Origin of the sequence: Paraburkholderia sp. BR10937 (genome assembly GCF_040965695.1) — a bacterium.
Lineage (GTDB): Bacteria > Pseudomonadota > Gammaproteobacteria > Burkholderiales > Burkholderiaceae > Paraburkholderia.
The window spans coordinates 1-16,925 of the sequence record NZ_JBFRCL010000018.1 but is presented as its reverse complement, the minus strand read 5'-3'; the positions used below and the strand labels follow the sequence as shown (position 1 = coordinate 16,925).

13 protein-coding genes are annotated in these 16,925 nt (G+C 65.2%); 5 read left to right on the top strand and 8 right to left on the bottom strand.

Translation table 11 applies throughout. The annotated features are described in order from the left end of the window. Positions 1 to 249 precede the first annotated feature (249 nt). Positions 250 to 1,038 (top strand): sulfite exporter TauE/SafE family protein, encoded by a 789-nt coding sequence (locus AB4Y44_RS16685; protein ID WP_342921587.1) that lies wholly within the window; start codon positions 250 to 252, stop codon positions 1,036 to 1,038. Positions 1,039 to 1,077: 39 nt separating this feature from the next. Here AB4Y44_RS16685 and AB4Y44_RS16680 read toward each other — a convergent pair whose 3' ends face one another. Beyond that, positions 1,078 to 1,338, bottom strand: coding sequence for a hypothetical protein (locus AB4Y44_RS16680; RefSeq protein WP_069267822.1), 261 nt, complete (start codon positions 1,336 to 1,338; stop codon positions 1,078 to 1,080). Positions 1,339 to 1,675: 337 nt separating this feature from the next. Further along, positions 1,676 to 2,029: a BON domain-containing protein gene (locus tag AB4Y44_RS16675; RefSeq protein WP_069267735.1), complete on the bottom strand. Its 354-nt coding sequence runs from the start codon at positions 2,027 to 2,029 to the stop codon at positions 1,676 to 1,678. Between the two features lie 572 nt (positions 2,030 to 2,601). On the opposite strand from AB4Y44_RS16675, the gene AB4Y44_RS16670 reads away from it, so the two are divergent. From AB4Y44_RS16670 to AB4Y44_RS16660, 3 genes are all read left to right on the top strand, one after another. Beyond that, entirely contained in the window at positions 2,602 to 4,101 is a 1,500-nt protein-coding gene (locus AB4Y44_RS16670) for a TAXI family TRAP transporter solute-binding subunit (RefSeq protein ID WP_368700248.1), read from the top strand. A 79-nt stretch (positions 4,102 to 4,180) separates the two neighbouring features. After that, positions 4,181 to 4,834, top strand: a complete 654-nt coding sequence (locus tag AB4Y44_RS16665) for a 2-hydroxychromene-2-carboxylate isomerase (protein WP_342921589.1) — start codon at positions 4,181 to 4,183, stop codon at positions 4,832 to 4,834. A 159-nt stretch (positions 4,835 to 4,993) separates the two neighbouring features. After that, complete coding sequence (locus AB4Y44_RS16660; RefSeq protein WP_342921590.1) at positions 4,994 to 6,004, top strand: LysR family transcriptional regulator; 1,011 nt, start codon at positions 4,994 to 4,996, stop codon at positions 6,002 to 6,004. A 61-nt stretch (positions 6,005 to 6,065) separates the two neighbouring features. Here AB4Y44_RS16660 and xdhC read toward each other — a convergent pair whose 3' ends face one another. The 3 genes from xdhC to xdhA are packed head-to-tail and all read right to left on the bottom strand — an operon-like array spanning position 6,066 to position 10,598. Continuing rightward, positions 6,066 to 6,656: a xanthine dehydrogenase accessory protein XdhC gene (xdhC, locus tag AB4Y44_RS16655; protein WP_368700247.1), complete on the bottom strand. Its 591-nt coding sequence runs from the start codon at positions 6,654 to 6,656 to the stop codon at positions 6,066 to 6,068. After that, positions 6,653 to 9,019 (bottom strand): xanthine dehydrogenase molybdopterin binding subunit, encoded by a 2,367-nt coding sequence (gene xdhB, locus AB4Y44_RS16650; RefSeq protein WP_368700246.1) that lies wholly within the window; start codon positions 9,017 to 9,019, stop codon positions 6,653 to 6,655. The genes xdhC and xdhB overlap by 4 nt, the downstream gene beginning before the upstream one ends. 40 nt (positions 9,020 to 9,059) lie before the next feature. Continuing rightward, positions 9,060 to 10,598: a xanthine dehydrogenase small subunit gene (gene xdhA / locus AB4Y44_RS16645; RefSeq protein ID WP_368700245.1), complete on the bottom strand. Its 1,539-nt coding sequence runs from the start codon at positions 10,596 to 10,598 to the stop codon at positions 9,060 to 9,062. A 475-nt stretch (positions 10,599 to 11,073) separates the two neighbouring features. On the opposite strand from xdhA, the gene AB4Y44_RS16640 reads away from it, so the two are divergent. Further along, entirely contained in the window at positions 11,074 to 12,327 is a 1,254-nt protein-coding gene (locus tag AB4Y44_RS16640) for an MFS transporter (RefSeq protein WP_368700244.1), read from the top strand. A gap of 82 nt (positions 12,328 to 12,409) precedes the next feature. Here the strand turns inward: AB4Y44_RS16640 and AB4Y44_RS16635 are convergent, their stop codons facing one another. The 3 genes from AB4Y44_RS16635 to AB4Y44_RS16625 all read right to left on the bottom strand — a co-directional run bounded on the left by AB4Y44_RS16635 (position 12,410) and on the right by AB4Y44_RS16625 (position 16,691). Further along, complete coding sequence (locus AB4Y44_RS16635) at positions 12,410 to 13,459, bottom strand: GSU2403 family nucleotidyltransferase fold protein (RefSeq protein ID WP_368700243.1); 1,050 nt, start codon at positions 13,457 to 13,459, stop codon at positions 12,410 to 12,412. A 265-nt stretch (positions 13,460 to 13,724) separates the two neighbouring features. Next, on the bottom strand, positions 13,725 to 15,386 hold the full coding sequence (locus AB4Y44_RS16630; RefSeq protein ID WP_368700242.1) for a bifunctional aspartate transaminase/aspartate 4-decarboxylase: 1,662 nt from the start codon (positions 15,384 to 15,386) through the stop codon (positions 13,725 to 13,727). Positions 15,387 to 15,671: 285 nt separating this feature from the next. Then, positions 15,672 to 16,691: an IS110 family transposase gene (locus AB4Y44_RS16625; RefSeq protein WP_368700321.1), complete on the bottom strand. Its 1,020-nt coding sequence runs from the start codon at positions 16,689 to 16,691 to the stop codon at positions 15,672 to 15,674. Positions 16,692 to 16,925 lie beyond the last annotated feature (234 nt).

Here is a 16,925-nt window from a genome sequence, read left to right as displayed (position 1 = left end):
AGGCACGTGAAGCTGCGAGCCGGCATCTGGCCCGCATCCTGCCAGTGGGACGAAGTCAAGGTAATTGAAAGCCAGGCGCAGCGCGCCTGATTTCGCTTAACCCTGCGCCAAGCCGCCGGTTTTGCGACAATAGCGGATTTTCGCCGCCAGCCCTGGCCGTTGTCCAGCCTGACGCGCCGCTTACGGCGCGCGCTGTTCCCAACGCGGCAGGCAATGGCGTAGCCCCCTGAACCGGCCTCCTCGCGCGCGATGTCCTTCCCCCATATCGATCTGCTGTATTCGCTGTCCGGCCTGTTCGTCGGATTTCTGGTCGGCCTGACCGGCGTGGGTGGCGGCTCGCTGATGACGCCGATCCTGGTCCTCGTCTTCAACGTGCACCCGGCCACGGCTGTCGGCACCGATCTGCTCTACGCGGCGGCGACCAAGTCCGCGGGCACGCTCGTGCATGGGCTCAAGGGTTCGGTGGACTGGCGCGTGACGCTGCGGCTCGCGGCCGGGAGCGTGCCCGCCGCGACGATCACGCTGATCCTGCTGCACCGCTATGGCATGGACACGCCGCGCGCCGGGCATCTGATCCAGGCCGTGCTGGGCGTCGCGCTGCTCATTACGGCCGTGGCGCTCATTTTCCGCCCGCAACTCGCTGCGTTCGCTTCGCGCCACCGCCACGGGCCGGGCGAAGCGCGCACGCTCTTCTTCACGATTCTCACGGGCGCGGTGCTCGGCGTGCTCGTCTCGCTGACCTCGGTGGGCGCGGGCGCCATCGGCGTGACCGTGCTGCTGCTGCTCTACCCGGCGCTGCCCACGGTGCGCATCGTCGGCTCCGATGTCGCGCACGCCGTGCCGCTCACGCTCCTCGCGGGCGCCGGCCACTGGCTGCTCGGCTCGATCGACTGGCACATGCTGCTGTCGCTCCTGTGCGGCTCGCTGCCCGGCATCGCGATCGGCAGCCTGCTCTCCACCAAGGCGCCCGAAAAGCTGCTGCGCGTGCTGCTCGCCGCAACGCTCACGCTCGTGGGCGTACGGCTCGTGCTCTCCTGAACGCGGCGCACGCCACGCGCGCCGCGCATCTCGCGCGCGTCAGGCGTGGGGCGCCTGGCGGAAAAATCTCCCGTTGAGATCGACCTCGAACTGGCGCAGCCATTGGCCGCGGGCGTCGATGCGGTAAGCCTGCGCCCAGGCGCCGCGCCGCACGATCAGCATGTCGCCGTGTTCCGGGTCGTTGGGATCGGCTTCGCCACGAATGTCGAACTGCATGGGCGCAAAGCCGTGCCGCGCACAGGCCAGCTCGAAGGCCGCCCGGTCGACGAGCGGCAAGTCGGTGTAGGTATGAATGGTCATGGCGATTTCCTGCTTTCCAGCGATGAGGCCGCGCTCGACCTCGGGAAAGACGCGCGATACCCACGGTATACCCCCAACGGCGGGAAGACTGTGTGTCAAACTACACTTTGGCGGCTGCAGTGCAACATGACGCAATCGCATGCCGCTTGCGTTTGCGGGCTGCAGGTTCACGCGCTACGCGTACAAGCTGCCGGCTTCGAACGATAACTGCCCCCAAGCACACGCCAACCGTACGCCTGCCAGACCTATGCGCACAAAAAAAGCCCGGCCTGTAGCGGCCGGGCTTTTTGCTGTCGCTTGAGCACAGGCGCCCCGTTTCCAGGGTGCGCTGCTGCGTTTATTGCTCCACTCTGACCGTCAGCTTGTTCGACACCGACGTCACGCCAGGCACACCCTTCGCGACTTCTCCAGCCTTGTCGATTTGACCCTGATCCGGCACCGTGCCGGTCAGCGTGACAGCGCCACCGTGCGAGCGCACGTTGAGCTTGGAAACGTCGAGGCCTTGGGTCTTCGAGAGCGCCTTGCGCACCGTGTAGCCCAGCTTGCGGTCGGCCTTCTTGGCCGAGGTGGCCGGAGCGGCCGTGGTGGCGGCGGGAGCACTTGCCGACTCGTCCTGCGCGTACGACGCGCTGCAAGCTACCGACAGGCACAGTGCCACGCCCAGCGTCTTCAGAATAGCGACCGATTTCATGTTTTCTCCTTGTGTCTTCGCGTTGTTGCGAGTTGTTGTCTGCAATAGGACCGCCTGCCTTGCCGGAGGACGGCTCGAAGGCCGCCCGTCAGCCATGGTCCGACGGCTTTGTTACCACTACCGATGGCCGCGCACAGCGCGCAATGCGCACGTACACGGCCAGGGTCTGGACGCGATGCGAGAGGCAAAAGGATGAAAGGACGTCGAATTACACCCGCCGGAACTGGTCTGTGCCCGTTTCCTGTTGTTCTGAATTGATGCTCGCGCGTGCCCGCTCGTTAAACCTCTCCACCACTCCCGGGCCCCGGCGCGCCTTGCGAAGCGCAGCAGGCGAACCACAATTTAGCCTGGCTGTGGCGCAAGCGCAAAGAGTTTAGCTCAGGCGCATGCGGCATGCGCTTAAGCTGTTCCGCGAGGCACGCGGGCATGCCGCCGCAACGCCGAATCTCATGTACCATCGGCACCACAGAGCCCGCGCGGCGCGCGCGCCTGAGCCGACCCGGCGCCAGCGCCGGACCCGACGCGGACCTGACCCGCACTCCCCCGAACCATCCGAGGCCCGCTCCACCCCGATGAAGTCCCGCACCGGCCGCAAACCTCCCCCCCGTCTCGTCGCGCGCTTCGTGGCGATCTCGTGGCGCGACCTGGCTGTCACGTTCGGTCCCATCCTGCTCGTGAGCGCGGCGGCCATCTGGCTCGCAGTGCGCCTCATCCAGCCCGCGCCGCCCAACACGCTCACCATGAGCGCGGGGCCCAAGGGCAGCACCTTCTGGAACGCCGCGGAAAAATACAAGGCCATCCTCGCGCGCAACAACATCACGCTGAACGTGCTCGAATCGGAGGGCTCGGCGCAGAACCTGCAGCGTCTCGCCGACCCGAAGTCGAACGTCGACGTCGCGTTCGTTCAGGACGGCCTCGCGAGCAAGGTGCCAGGCGGCCTGGTGTCGCTCGGCAGCGTGGCTTACGTGCCGCTCGTGGTCTTCTATCACGGCCCCGTCGCCACGCGGCTCTCGCAGTTCGAAGGCCAGCGCATCGCCATCGGCGCCGAGGGCAGCGGCACGCGCGAGCTCGCGCTCACGCTGCTCAAGGCGAACGGCATCGAGCCCGGCGGCCCGACCAAGCTTTTGCCGCTTTCCGGCGACGACGCCGCGCGCGAACTCGTGGCCGGAAAGATCGACGTCGCGATTCTCGCGGGCGACTCCGCGCAGCCGCCCGTCATGGGCCGCCTCATGCGCATGCCGGGCGTGCGCTTCTTCGACTTCGTCCAGGCCGACGCCTACGCGCGGCGCTTTCCGTTCCTCACGGCCATCACGATTCCGATGGGCGCGTTCGACTTCGGCCGCAACCTGCCGCCCGCTCCCCTGCATTTCATCGCGCCCACGGCGGAGCTGGTCGCGCGCGACTCGCTGCACCCCGCGCTCTCCGACCTGCTGATCGAAGCGGCCAAGGAAGTGCACGGCCGCTCCACCCTGCTGCAGCGTGCCGGCGAATTCCCCGCTCCGCGCGCCCAGGACTTCCCGATCAGCGCCGACGCCGCGCGCTACTACAAGTCGGGCAAGAGCTTCCTCTACCGCGTGCTGCCCTTCTGGGTGGCGAGCCTCGCCGACCGGCTCGTGGTGCTGCTCGTGCCGATCATCGTCGTGCTGATTCCGGGCCTGCGGATCGTGCCTTCGCTCTACGCCTGGCGGGTAAAATCGCGCATCTACCGCTGGTACGGCTCGCTCATCGCACTCGAGCGCGCCGCGATGGCCGACAACTCGCCCACCGAGCGCCGCGCGCTGATCCGCCAGCTCGACAAGATCGAGGAATCGGTGAACGGCATGAAAATGCCGCTCGCCTACGCGGAACAGTTCTACGTGCTGCGCGAGCACATCGGCTTCGTGCGCGCGCGGCTTTCCGGGACGCGCGAAGCGCCGGACGCAGGCGTTGGGGCTGAAGAAGAGCAGACAGCGGAAGGCGCAGAAGAAGCAGAGGCGCCGGAAGGCGGTAGCAACGAGGCAGGCACAGCGGGTACAGAGGCGAGCCATGCAAACGAAAGCGGCGGCAATGAAACAGGCGAGCGCACGCATTAGCGCCGCTGCACGCATTTTGAACCGAACAATGGGCCATGCAGGCAATGGCCCGGATATCGCCCTGGAGAGGAGGAACAGCATGATCGACGGCATCGACGCCAGCAAGCCGGCCTGGTTTTACGACTTCGTGTCGCCGTTTTCGTATCTGTTGCTGGAACAGCAGGACAAGTGGCCCGGCTTCGATTTCGTGCCGACGCCCGTGCTGCTTTCCGAGCTATACCGTCACTGGGGCCAACCGCTCAGCTCCGCGGTCCCGGCCAAGCGCGTCTTCACCTACCGGCACGCGCTGTTTCGCGCCGAGCAGCTCGGCATTCCGTTCAAGATGCCGCCCGCTCACCCGTTCGACTCGGTCAGGCCGATGCTGCTCGCCATCGCGGCGGGCGGCGACTTCGCGTGCGTGCGCGAGATCTTCCGCTTCATCTGGCGCGAGGGGCGCGACCCGTCGAGCGACGAGGGCTTCGAACAGCTTTGCGAGCGCGTGGGTATTCCGCACGGCGAGTCGCTGATCGAGGAAGAAGTCGTGCGCGCGCAGTTGCGCCGCAACACCAACGATGCGATCGCGATGGGCGTATTCGGCGTGCCGACGTTCTGGATGAACAAGCAGCTCTTCTGGGGCGAGGACGCCTTGCCGATGGTGCTCTACTGCGCGCGCAGCCCGAACTGGCTCGACTCGCGCGAGGTCAAGCGCATCACCACGCTGCCTTCGGGGCTCGCGAAGCCGGTTACCGAGTGACGGGCAGCACGCCGCAGAACCATCCCGCGCGCGTCCTTCTGATGCCGGTCATGCCGTGCGCCCTATGGCGGTAGCGCGCGAGCAGGCATATGGTTATGGCTGAATCCGTGCGCGCAACGCTGTTCGTCTGCGCACACGCGCCCTTGCCCGCCACACCCCATGGACGACGATAACGCCCTCACCCTCGACATCTGGCTGGTGCGCGTGCTGCGCACGCTGCTGGTCGAGCGCAGCGTCACGCAGGCCGCGCTGCGCCTGAACCAGACCCAGCCCGCCATCAGCACGGCGCTGCGCCGGCTGCGCGAGATCCTGGGCGATCCGATCCTCGTGCGCGGCAAGGCCGGCATGGTGCCGACCGAGTACGGCGAGTCGCTGCTGCAGCACGCACAGCGCGTGCTGCGCGACGTGGAGTTCGTGGCCACGCCGCACGGCGACTTCGACCCGGAGCGCTCAAAGCGCACGTTCCGCCTCGCCGCGCCCGACTACCTCAACGACTTCTTCATGCCGACGCTGATCGCGCGCTTTCGCGAGACGGCGCCGGCGGCGCGGCTGGAAATCCTCTCGCTCTCGCCCACGCTCGACCATCACGGCGCACTCGACGCGGGCGAACTCGACATCGTGATCGGCAACTGGCCGAAGCCCGAGGCGCGTTTCGCGCGCAGCGACCTCTTCTCCGACAAGGTCGTCTGCATGATGCGCGCGGACCATCCGCTCGCGCGCCGCGAACTCACGCGCGAGGCGTATCTCGCCGCGCCCCATCTCGCGCCCACGCCCTATACGGGCTCGCATGCGAGCGCGATCGATCTGGGGTTTGCGAAGGCGAAGGCCGAGCGCCGCATCGTCGCGACGCTGCCCTACTTCGGACTCGTGCCGCAGGTCTTGCTGCAATCGGATCTGATCTTCACGACGACCCGCCGCTTCGCGCAGCATTACGCGAAGCTCATGCCCATCGCCGTCGTCGAGACGCCGTTCGCGTTTCCGCGCATTCACTGCTATCAGATGTGGCATCCGCAGCCGGACCGGCCGAGCGATGTGGGATGGCTGCGCGGGTTGATCGAAGAGGTGTCGGGATCGTTGACCGCCGAGCGCGGGACGAAGCGCGCCGGGGCGAAGAAGGCCGCGAGCGCGAAGAGCGAAGCGACGCCCACGCCGCCGCTCGAAGCGGCCTGAACCAGCACAAACGGGCGCCCTCGTCATCGAGGCGCCCGTTTCGCTTGCGCGGCGTGTGGAATCAGGCGCGCTCGAGCGCGACCGCTCTCGCCACCGCCGGGCGCTGCGCCAGGCGCATCTGCATGAGTTGCGCGGCGACCGCCACCGCAATCGACGAAGGCGCCTTGTCGACGATTCCCGTCACGCCGATCGGGCACGTCATCTCGTCCATGCGCTCGCTTTGCACGCCACGCTCCATGAGCCGCCGCTCGAACTTCACGCGCTTCGTTTTCGAGCCGATCAGCCCGAACCACGCGAAGTCGCGCCGCCGCATGATGCGCTCGGTCAGCTCGAAATCGAGCGCGTGATTGTGCGTCATCACGAGGAAGTACGCGCCCGCGGGCGCTTCGTCGACGATGGCCGCCGGCGTGTCCGTCGCTTCGATCTGCACGTTGGCGGGCACCTCGTCCGGGAACAGCTCGTCGCGCTCGTCCACCCACTGCACGACGCACGGCAGCATGCCGAGCAGCGTGACGAGCGCATGGCCCACGTGGCCGGCGCCGAACAGCACGATGTGCATCGGCCCGTAGTGCGGCACCGGCGTGCTGCGGCGGCCGATGATCACGCGCCCGGTTTCGTCGACGCGCACGCAATGTTCAGGATGGCGATTCATTTCGCAGCCCCTTCGCGCGCCATCGCCCGCACCGCGCGCACGCCCTTGAGGATTTCCTCGGCGGTGGCCGGCGCATTCATCGGCGGATTGAAGCGGTAGTCGGCCACGCTCGCCACGGCGTCGCGAATCGCGAAGAACACCGAGAACGGCAGCAACAGCGGCGGCTCGCCCACGGCCTTCGAGCGGTGGATGCTGTCCTCCGCGTTGCGGTTCTTGAAGAGCCGCACGTTGAATTCCGCGGGCGTGTCGTTCACGGTCGGGATCTTGTAGGTGGACGGCGCGTGCGTCATGAGCTTGCCGTCCGGCCTCCACCACAGTTCTTCCGTGGTGAGCCAGCCCATGCCCTGGATGAAGCCGCCTTCCACCTGGCCCACGTCGAGCGCCGGGTTCAGCGACGCGCCCACGTCGTGCAGCGCATCGGCGCGCAGCACGCGCATTTCGCCCGTAAGCGTGTCGATCACGACTTCCGAGACCGCCGCGCCATACGAGTAGTAGTAGAACGGCCGCCCACGCAGCGTGGCCTGATCCCAGTACAGCTTGGGCGTGGTGTAGAAACCATCGGACCAGAGCTGGACGCGCGCGAGATAGGCCTTCGACACCAATGTCTCGAACGGCACGATCGTCTCGCCCACGATCACGGAGTCGTTGGCGAAGCCCACCTCGGCGGCGCTGATTTCGCCCTTGCCGTAGGTCGTCGCCGCCAGCGCGGCGAGGCGCTGGCGCAGCTGGCGCGCGGCGTCCTGGGCCGCCTTGCCGTTCAGATCGGTGCCGGTCGATGCCGCCGTGGCGGACGTGTTCGCGACCTTGCTCGTGTCCGTGGCGCTCACGCGCACGCGGCCGAACTCGATGCCCAGTTCGTGGGCCACCACCTGCGCGACCTTCGTGTTCAGGCCCTGGCCCATTTCGGTGCCGCCGTGGTTCACGAGCACCGAGCCGTCGGTGTAGATGTGAACGAGCGCGCCCGCCTGGTTGAAGTGCGTGACGTTGAATGCAATGCCGAACTTGACCGGCGTGAGCGCGATGCCCTTCTTGAGCACGTCGTTGTTCGCGTTGAATTCGCGAATCGCGGCGCGCCGCGCGTGATAGGCGCTCGTTTCCACCAGCTCGTCGATCAGCTCGTGAATGACGTTGTCCTCCACGACCTGGCCATAGGGCGTCTCGTTGTTCTGCGTCTTGCCGTAGAGATTGCGGCGGCGCACGTCGAGCGAATCGAGGCCGAGCGTGCGCGCCACATCGTCCATGATGTATTCGATCGCGAACGCGCCCTGCGGGCCGCCGAAGCCGCGAAACGCCGTGTTCGACTGCGTGTTGGTCTTGCCGCAGAAACCGGCGATCGACACGTCGGGCAGCCAGTAGGCGTTGTCGAAGTGGCACACGGCGCGCGTCATCACCGGGCCGGACAGGTCGGCGGAAAAGCCGCAGCGCGAGGTCATGTCGACCGACACGCCTTCGATCGTGCCCTGGTCGTCGTAGCCCACTTCGTAGGTGTAGTGGAAATCGTGGCGCTTGCCCGTGACCATCATGTCGTCGTCTCGGTCGGGGCGCAGCTTCACGGGGCACAGGAGCTTCCAGGCGGCGAGCGCGGCGCAGCAGGCGAAGAGGCCGGACTGCGATTCCTTGCCGCCGAAGCCGCCGCCCATGCGGCGGCATTCCACGAGCACGTTGTGCGAGGCGACGCCCAGCACATGCGCGACGAGGTGCTGCATCTCGCTCGGGTGCTGGGTGGAGCACCACACGTGCATGCCATCGTCGTCCTTCGGTACCGCGTAGGCAATCTGGCCTTCGAGGTAGAACTGCTCCTGGCCGCCCAGCAGCATCTCGCCTTCATGCCGATGCGCGGCGCGCGCGGCGCGCGTGGACGCCTCGCCGCGCGCAAGCTTCATCGGCGGCAGCACCGACTGCTGCGCGGCGCGCGCCTGCTTCGCCGTGAGCACGGCGGGAAGCTCTTCGTACTGCACCTCGGCGCGGCGCGCGGCGAGGCGCGCCGTATCGTGCGACGTCGCCACCACGATGAACATGGGCTGGCCCACGTACTGCACGACGCCATCGGCGAGCACCGGATCGTCGTGGATGATCGGGCCGCAGTCGTTCACGCCGGGAATGTCCTCGGCGGTGAGCACCGCCACGACGCCCGGCGTCGCGCGCACCTTGGCGAGGTTCATCGAAATGATGCGGGCGTGCGGCTTCTGCGAAAGCCCGAGCGCGGCATGCAGTGTGCCGGCCACGACCGGAATGTCGTCGGTGTAAGTGGCGCGGCCGCTCACGTGCAGATGCGCCGATTCGTGCGGGCGCGAGACGTGCACTTGCGCGAAGGGCTCGCGTGCCTTGAGTTCGTCCAGGAACGGTTCGGCTTGCTGGTTCATTGTTTCGTTCTCCGTATTTCTCTTCCAGTTCCTGAAGGTCTCAAGCCGTGGCTGGCGCTACGTTGCGCACATTGAGCGCTTGCGGGGCAAGCGGGTTGTGCACACGCGTTTCGAGCCAGAAGCGGTACAGCGTGTTCTTCGCGGCTTCGAGCCGGTAGTCGCTCGTCGCGCGCATGTCGGACAGCGGCGCGTAGTCGTTGCCGAGCGCGATCATCGCGGCCTGTGCCGTGGCTTCGTGCCAGTGCGCATCGGCGAGCACGCCTTCGGCGTGAGTCGCGCGCTTCGGTGTAGCGGCCATGCCGCCGAACGCAATGCGCGGCTCGCGGATCACGTCGCCATCGGCGATATAGGCGTAGGCGGCGCACACGGCCGAGATGTCCGAGTCGAAGCGCTTCGAGACCTTGTAGGTGCGAAAACGCAGGTTCGCGCGCGCGCCGGTGCGCGTGGGCACCTTGAGCGCGAGCACGAACTCGTGCTCGGCCATGTCCTTCTTCTGGTAGGCGAGGTAGAGGTCTTCGAGCGGCATTTCGCGTTCGATCTCGCCGCCGCGCAGCACCACGCGCGCGCCGAGCGCGATGAGCCCCGGCATCGAGTCGCCGATGGGCGAGCCGTTCGCGACGTTGCCGCCGATCGTACCCGCGTTGCGGATGGGCAGCGAGGCGAAGCGCTGCCACATCTCTTCGAGTTCCGGGTAGTGCTTCGCGAGCTCCGCATAACCGCGCTCGACGCTCACGCCCGCGCCGATCTCGATCCAGTCGTCGCTCACGTCGATGCGGCGCATCGCGTCGACCTGACCCACGTAGACAATGTCGCCAAGTTCACGCATCTGCTTCGTGACCCACAGGCCGATGTCGGTGCTGCCCGCGAGAATGCGCGTGTTCGGGCGCGCAGCCTTGATGGCGGCGAGCGCTTCGACGGTACGCGGCGCGTCGTACTGCTGCCCGCGGCTCTCGTAGTGGAAGGTGTCCTCGCGTTCGAGCGTGGCGAGCGTCTGGGCGAGCGCCTTCACGTCGATGGGTTGCTTTGGCGCATCGGCCTTGAACATCTGCTCGGCGGCGTCGAGGATCGGCCGGTAGCCCGTGCAGCGGCACAGGTTGCCCGTGAGCGCATTGGCGATCTCGTCGCGCGAAGGCACGCTGCACGCGCCCTTCGCGGCACAGGCGTGGTTGGGCTGGCCCGCATGCTCGTGGCCATGCTTCTCGTAGAGCGCCCACATCGACATCACGAAGCCCGGCGTGCAAAAACCGCACTGCGAGCCGTGGCAATCGACCATGGCCTGCTGCACCGGGTGCAGCGAGCCATCCGGCTGGCGCAGGTCTTCGACGGTGAAAAGCGCCTTCCCGTCGAGCGTCGGCAGGAACTGGATGCAGGCGTTGACGGCCTTGAAGCTCACGCCGCCCGCCTCGTCACGCTCGCCCACCACGACCGTGCAGGCGCCGCAGTCGCCCTCGGCGCAGCCTTCCTTGGTGCCGGTGCAGCGCGCGTCTTCGCGCAGGTACTGGAGAACGGTGCGGGTGACGCCCGCGTCGCTGACTTCGCGAATCGCGTTGCGGTGGTAAAAGCGGATCGGCTGGCTCATGGTTTCTGGCTCGTCGTTGGCTGCGGCTCGCAAAAGGCGTATGCCGCTCGAGTGGACGGTTCGAAAACTATCACTGCCAATATTGGCAACCCATAGCTACAGGAGCATGGGGGATATATCGTTGAGTCGATAAATCGGTGTGCTGCGGTGCGGCTGTGCTTATGTCGAGGCGTCTCGATTGCGCGATTTCACGGTCAATTTTCGAATATCGGACATATTCGACTGACCATTTATCCGTTCAGACGCCGATTTCTCCGCACGAACGGTCGGACCAGGGCGCCGCTGCAACGCGAATTGCCGCCAACGTCGCGCAAAATCGCGGGATCTTCGCAGCTGGGTGACCGGTCGCAAAAGGCCGTCATCAGCATAGAAGACGCGTGTTCCGCCGGCCGGAACAGCTTTTCAATTTCTGCATAAAAACCGGTTCCATGGGACAATCACGCCTTTCCCGCCGTTTTCCATCCGCATTTTCCCCATGTCCGCTGATTTGGCGCCCCCGCGCAAAGCCGCGACGACGACCCTGCAGATCATTCCGGTCGTCTTTTTCACCTTCCTCTGCTACCTGACGATCGGCATTCCGCTCGCCGTGCTGCCGGGCTACGTGCACAACGACCTCGGTTTCAGCACCGTGGTGGCGGGCGCCGCCATCAGCGTGCAGTACATCGCCACGCTCTGCTCGCGCGCGCTCGCGGGCCGCTCGGCCGATACGCTCGGCCCCAAGAAGACTGTGACGATCGGCCTGACGATCTGCGGCGCGAGCGGCGTGCTGCTGCTGCTCGGCACGCTCGTCGATCACTGGCCGGGCCTCTCGCTCGCGCTGCTGGTGGTCAGCCGCCTGTTGCTCGGCTGCGGCGAAAGCCTGTGCGGCACCGGCGCGATCCTCTGGGGCATCGGCCGGGTAGGCACCGCGCACAACGCGAAGGTGATCTCGTGGAACGGCATCGCCACCTATGGCGCGCTCGCGATCGGCGCGCCGCTGGGCGTCGTGATGGCGCACGCCCTCGGCTACTGGATGCTCGGCATTTCAGTCATCGCGATGGCCGCGCTCGGCTTCTGGCTCGCGCGACCGATCGCGCCGGTGCCGATCGTGCACGGCGAGCGCATGTCGTACCGCAGTGTGTTCACGCGCGTGCTGCCGCACGGCATTGGCCTCGCGCTCGGCTCGGCCGGCTTCGGCTCCATCGCGACCTTCATCACGCTGTTCTACGCCGCGCGCCATTGGCCCAACGCCGCGTTCACGCTCACGGTGTTCGGCCTGATGTTCATCGGCGCGCGCCTGTTGTTCGCCAACACCATCAAGCGCTTCGGCGGCTTCCGCGTCGCCATCGTCTCGTTCTCGTGCGAATGCGCGGGCCTCTTGCTGCTGTGGCTCGCGCCCACGCCGCAAGTCGCGCTCGCGGGCGCGGCGCTCACCGGCTTCGGCTTCGCGCTCGTCTTCCCCGCGCTCGGCGTCGAGGCGGTCGGGCTCGTGCCACCCGCCAGCCGCGGTGCGGCGCTCTCGGCCTACTCCGTGTTCCTCGACCTCTCGCTGGGCATTACCGGCCCGCTCGCGGGCTACGTGGCGAATCTGTTCGGCTATGGGTCGGTATTTCTCTTTGCGGCCATCGCGGCGGCTTCCGCCGTGGCGCTGTCGGTTTCGCTTCATCGCAAGAGCGTGCGTGCGCACGCTACGCAGGGCGCACAACACGCGAGCGGCGCGAGCACGCCCGCTGGGCAACGAGCCGAATAAAGAAGGTTCCTCGCGGATTTCCGGAGAGGGACGACTACGATCTTTCAGTCATCTGGCCCGATCGGGGAGGACGGCACGCGTGTCAGGCGCCGATGCTTTCCTCAAATTCGAATAGCGCCCCCTCATGAGCCTCGAGCATGGTGCGTACCTCGGGCAGCGCACGGCGAATCATCGGGCGCGCAGACCTCGGGAGATCCGAGCAGGCGAGCTCGATATCGCCGCTTCTGTGCTCGCCGAGCATCGCGAGCATCACGCACGCCTGCTGGATATCTTTCTGCGACTTGACCAGCATGTTCGTGCGCAGGCGTGAGACGAGGATCTTGTGGATTGCGAAGCGTGCGGGGTCCGGCACGCGAACCGGCACCGCGCCGTGCCTTGAAAGCAGCGTGCCCATGTGGGACTGGCCGAGCAGGTAGGCGAGATAAGGCATGCCGCTCGCGTGCGCACCGAGCTCCGGAACGGCGACGGTCGGAAATCTGTTGTCCTTCGAGGGCACAAGCAGATCAACGTGAAAACGCGTCCGACCCGCCTGCTTGAACGACGTGGACGGATCGCCCCTGTTGAACCCCGGCACCGGCACGAAGTCGATTCCCGTCTCTTTCAGGATTTCGAGCAGGCCGCCCGAAGGTACCCCCTGCAGCGCGAGCTGGCGGGCGCGCGCGAGATCGATGTCCTCGGTCTCGTAGGCAAGCGCCTTGATGCCAAGACTGTTGAGCAGAACCGCATACGCGTGAGAACCCACGAGCACCGCGCCGGCCTGGAAAAGTCCGTAGTTGTGGAGGACTGCCATGGTCGCGTAGGTCTTGTTGTCGGCAATCTGGAAACCGAGCTTCGCGAGCTCCCGGATGCGGCTGATGAGGTCTTTGGACTGCTCGATCTGTGTCATCACCGCAGCGACGCGTTCGTCGGCCGCCGGATCGCCCTTGGGTCCGCCAAGACTCTCCTGCTGCCGCTTGCCCTCCGCGTTCATGAACTGCCGATAGTAGTAGACAGCGTTCCCGCGATGGTGCTCGGTGATCGTGCCCGGCGCGCCCACGAGAACCCGCCCCTGGCTGGCGGCAGCCTGCTCGACGTTCGCGTACTGGGAGCAAAATGCCTGATCGTGTCGCTGGTAAAGAGGTAGTCCGTGCATGCCAGAGAATTGCAGTAATTTTTTGAATTTTACTGCAAACGGTGAAACCGTGATTGCAGTAATTTCATGAAAATTACTGCAATGACCATGAGATGCCTCGCGGCCGGGAGCCCTCGACTGTCCGACTGTCCAATACGCAAGGCGAGAGAGCCCTACCCCGGAACTCTGCGAAGAACCATAAAAAAATCGCACCCGGCAAACCACGCCGGATGCGGCCCGGACTTCAAACGTATCGAGGCTCGAGGCGGCTGAGCGCCGCCTGCGCTTACTTCTTCACCGCAGTCGGATCGAGGTTCTTGCCCGTGGCCTCGTTATACCGCTGCACATATTCCTCGGTGAGCTTGCGCACCGCGCGGCCGATCTTGCGATAGTCCGACTCGTTGAGGTTGGCGAGCGACACGCGGCCCGACGGATGCGGCGTGCCGAAGCCCTTGCCCGGCAGCAGCACCACACGCGCCTCTTCCGCGAGACGGAACAGCAGTTCGTTGGGCTTGACCTGCTTGAGCAGCCAGTCGACGAATTCGCGGCCGAAGCGCTTCTCGCCCATGTATTCCATGTCGAGGATCGTGTAGTAGTCGACCTGGTTCGGATCGCCCTCGCCGTATGGCACGCCCATTTCCTCGAAGAGCGCGCGCTTGCGGTTGCGAATGAGACGCTTGAGCGCGTTCTTGTACGCGTCGGGCGTGTCCATGAGCGAGAACAGCGAGAACAGCACCATCTGCACCTGCTGCGGCGTCGAAAGACCCGCCGTGTGGTTCAGCGCGACGGTGCGGCTGTCGGCCACCAGACGGTCGATGAACTTGAGCTTGTCCGGCTCCGTCGTGATCGACTCGTAGCGCTTGTGCAGTTCCTTCTTCTCGTCCTTCGGCAGCTTCGCGAGCGTGTGGTCGAGCACGTTGTCGCGGTGCGTGGCGATCGCACCCAGACGCCAGCCCGTCGCACCGAAGTATTTCGAATACGAGTACACGAGAATCGTGTTTTTCGGCGCGAGCGCGAAGAGCGAGACGAAGTTGTCGGCGAAGGTGCCGTACACGTCGTCGGTCAGGATGATGAGGTCCGGACGCGCCTTCACGATCTCGGCGATGTACTCGAGGCTCGCGTCGTCGATCTTCACCGAAGGCGGGTTGCTCGGGTTCACGAGGAAGAACGCCTTGACCTTCGGGTCGCGCAGCTTGTCGAGCTCCTTCTTCGAGTACTGCCAGTTGTTTTCCACCGTAGCGTTCAGGTGCATCACGTTGAGCTGGTAGTCGTTGAGTTCCGGAATCTCGATGTACGGCGTGAAGATCGGCATGCCAAGCGCAATGGTGTCGCCCGCCTTGATCAGGAAGTTCTCGCGCATCGTGTTGAAGATGTACGTCATGGCCGCCGTGCCGCCTTCCACCGCGAACACGTCGAACTCGCCGACGAACGGATGCTTGCCGATCATCTCGCGGCGCAGGTACTGGCCGACGATGATCTCCGAAAGCTTGAGCATGCGGTCCGGCACCGGGTAGTTGCAGGCGAGAATGCCTTCGCACATCTCATAGAGGAAGTCGCCCGCCGAGAGCCCCAGCTGATCGCGCACGTACGACACCGCGCCCGCGAGGAACCTGATGCCGGGCTGCCCCTTGTTCTCGCGCACGAACAGGTCGAAGCGCTCGACGATGCCGTCGCGCTGCGGGAAGCCGCCCACGCCCTCGGGCATGTAGGCAAACGAGCGCTCCGACTCGCGCATCGCGAACAGGCCGAGTTGCCAGAAGCCGTGACGCGGAATCGTGGCGAGGAAGTTGGGGTTGCCGCGGCCCGCGTTGAGCATCGCGAGATTGGCAGGGCGCGCGGTCGCGCCGCCGCCGGCCGCCTTGATGAGTTCGTCCTTCAGCTCGAACGGGCTCAGTGCCTCGAGACCCGACTTTTCTTTCGCGCCGCTACCCTTCGCTTTCGTTGCCATGGTGTTTATATGAACGCGTCCCTTTTGCAACAGTTTTCTCGTGTATTGACTGACAGGATGGGCTGCATCTTTATATCCGGCCTTGTTGCAGCTGATACCGCCGCTGCTGGCCCCTATGAAATCCGCTGACTCGCCCCTCATTTCTCCAGCGAGCTATAAGCTCTTATCACCATTCAGGTTTAGCGAGTCCCGGTCCTACCTGGTTTGTCATCACACTCGATTGCTGCGCAACCTTTCGACGTTCACCCTGTGTTAAACGTTGATCTTCTACATTGAGTAAGCCCGTTACGCAGGCTTCGCGCTCACGTAGTCCTTCTGGTACGACCGATCATGGGCGAGTACAGCCCAGATCGTGCGTGCCATCTTGTTTGCCAGCGCGACGATCACGACATTCTTCGGCCGCCGCTTCTGCATCTGTTCGATCCACTCGCCAGGCTCTTTCGCGTGCGTCAGAACAGATCGTGCGCCGTGGATCAGCAGTGTGCGCAGATACGTATCCCCGCGCTTCGATATACCGTGCAGATTCACCTTGCCGCCCGAGCCCGTCTGTTTCGGTACGATCCCAACCCACGCAGCAAATTCGCGCCCCGAACTGAACGCTTTCGCGTCGCCCATCATCGCGACTGCCGCTGTCGCGGTCAGCAGCCCGACGCCGGGAATTTCGCTGATCGCTTTCACCGCCTTGTCTTCCTTCTTCCAATCACGCATGCGCCGCTCGATCTGCACAACCTGCTCGTCCAGCTTCGCCAGGCTGTTCCATTGCTCACGAAACGTGTCGATGAGCACAGCAGGCAGACGCTCGGCGATCCGTTCGAGCACAGCCGGTATTTCCTTATCCAGCTTCGCCCGGCTCTTGCTCATCACTTCACCGTATTCCGTTAGCAGCCCACGCAGAGCATTGATCTGCATCGTGCGGAACTTGATCAACTGCTGCCGCATCCGGTGCAACCCGAGCATCGCCTGCTGCATCTCGGTCTTCAACGCTACCGGCTTGCCCGGCTGCTGCACGGCCAGCCAGATCGCTTTCGCATCCGCCGCATCGTTCTTGTTCCTGATGTTGAAGGCCTTCACGAACTCCGCCGGCATCAGCCTCACCTCGTGACCCATGTTCGTCAGTTTCCGGGCCCAGTGGTGCGCACCGCCACATGCTTCCATCCCGATCAGGCACGGCGCTCGGTTCGCAAAGTGCTCAAGGAACTTTGCCCGCTTGATCGGCTTGTTCACGATCTCTCCGGTTTCCTGATCGACGTAATGCACCTGAAACACATTCTTGGCGATGTCCACGCCCACTGCCTTACAATCCACCACTGGATCCTCCGGTTGCCTGGGAAATGCTTGCATTTTCCATCTTGGGCACTTCGATGCCGTAGGCCCGTGAGGATCCTCCTTCCTTGCTCACTCGGTCACGGGGTGGTCGGAGTAGGAACGATGGTCACCCATCACCCCCTCCACAGATCCGTACGTGCGGAGCTACCGCATACGGCTCCTGCCTTGGGTCGTGACGATCAGACGCTGACTCGGATAGGGGTGGCAGATATG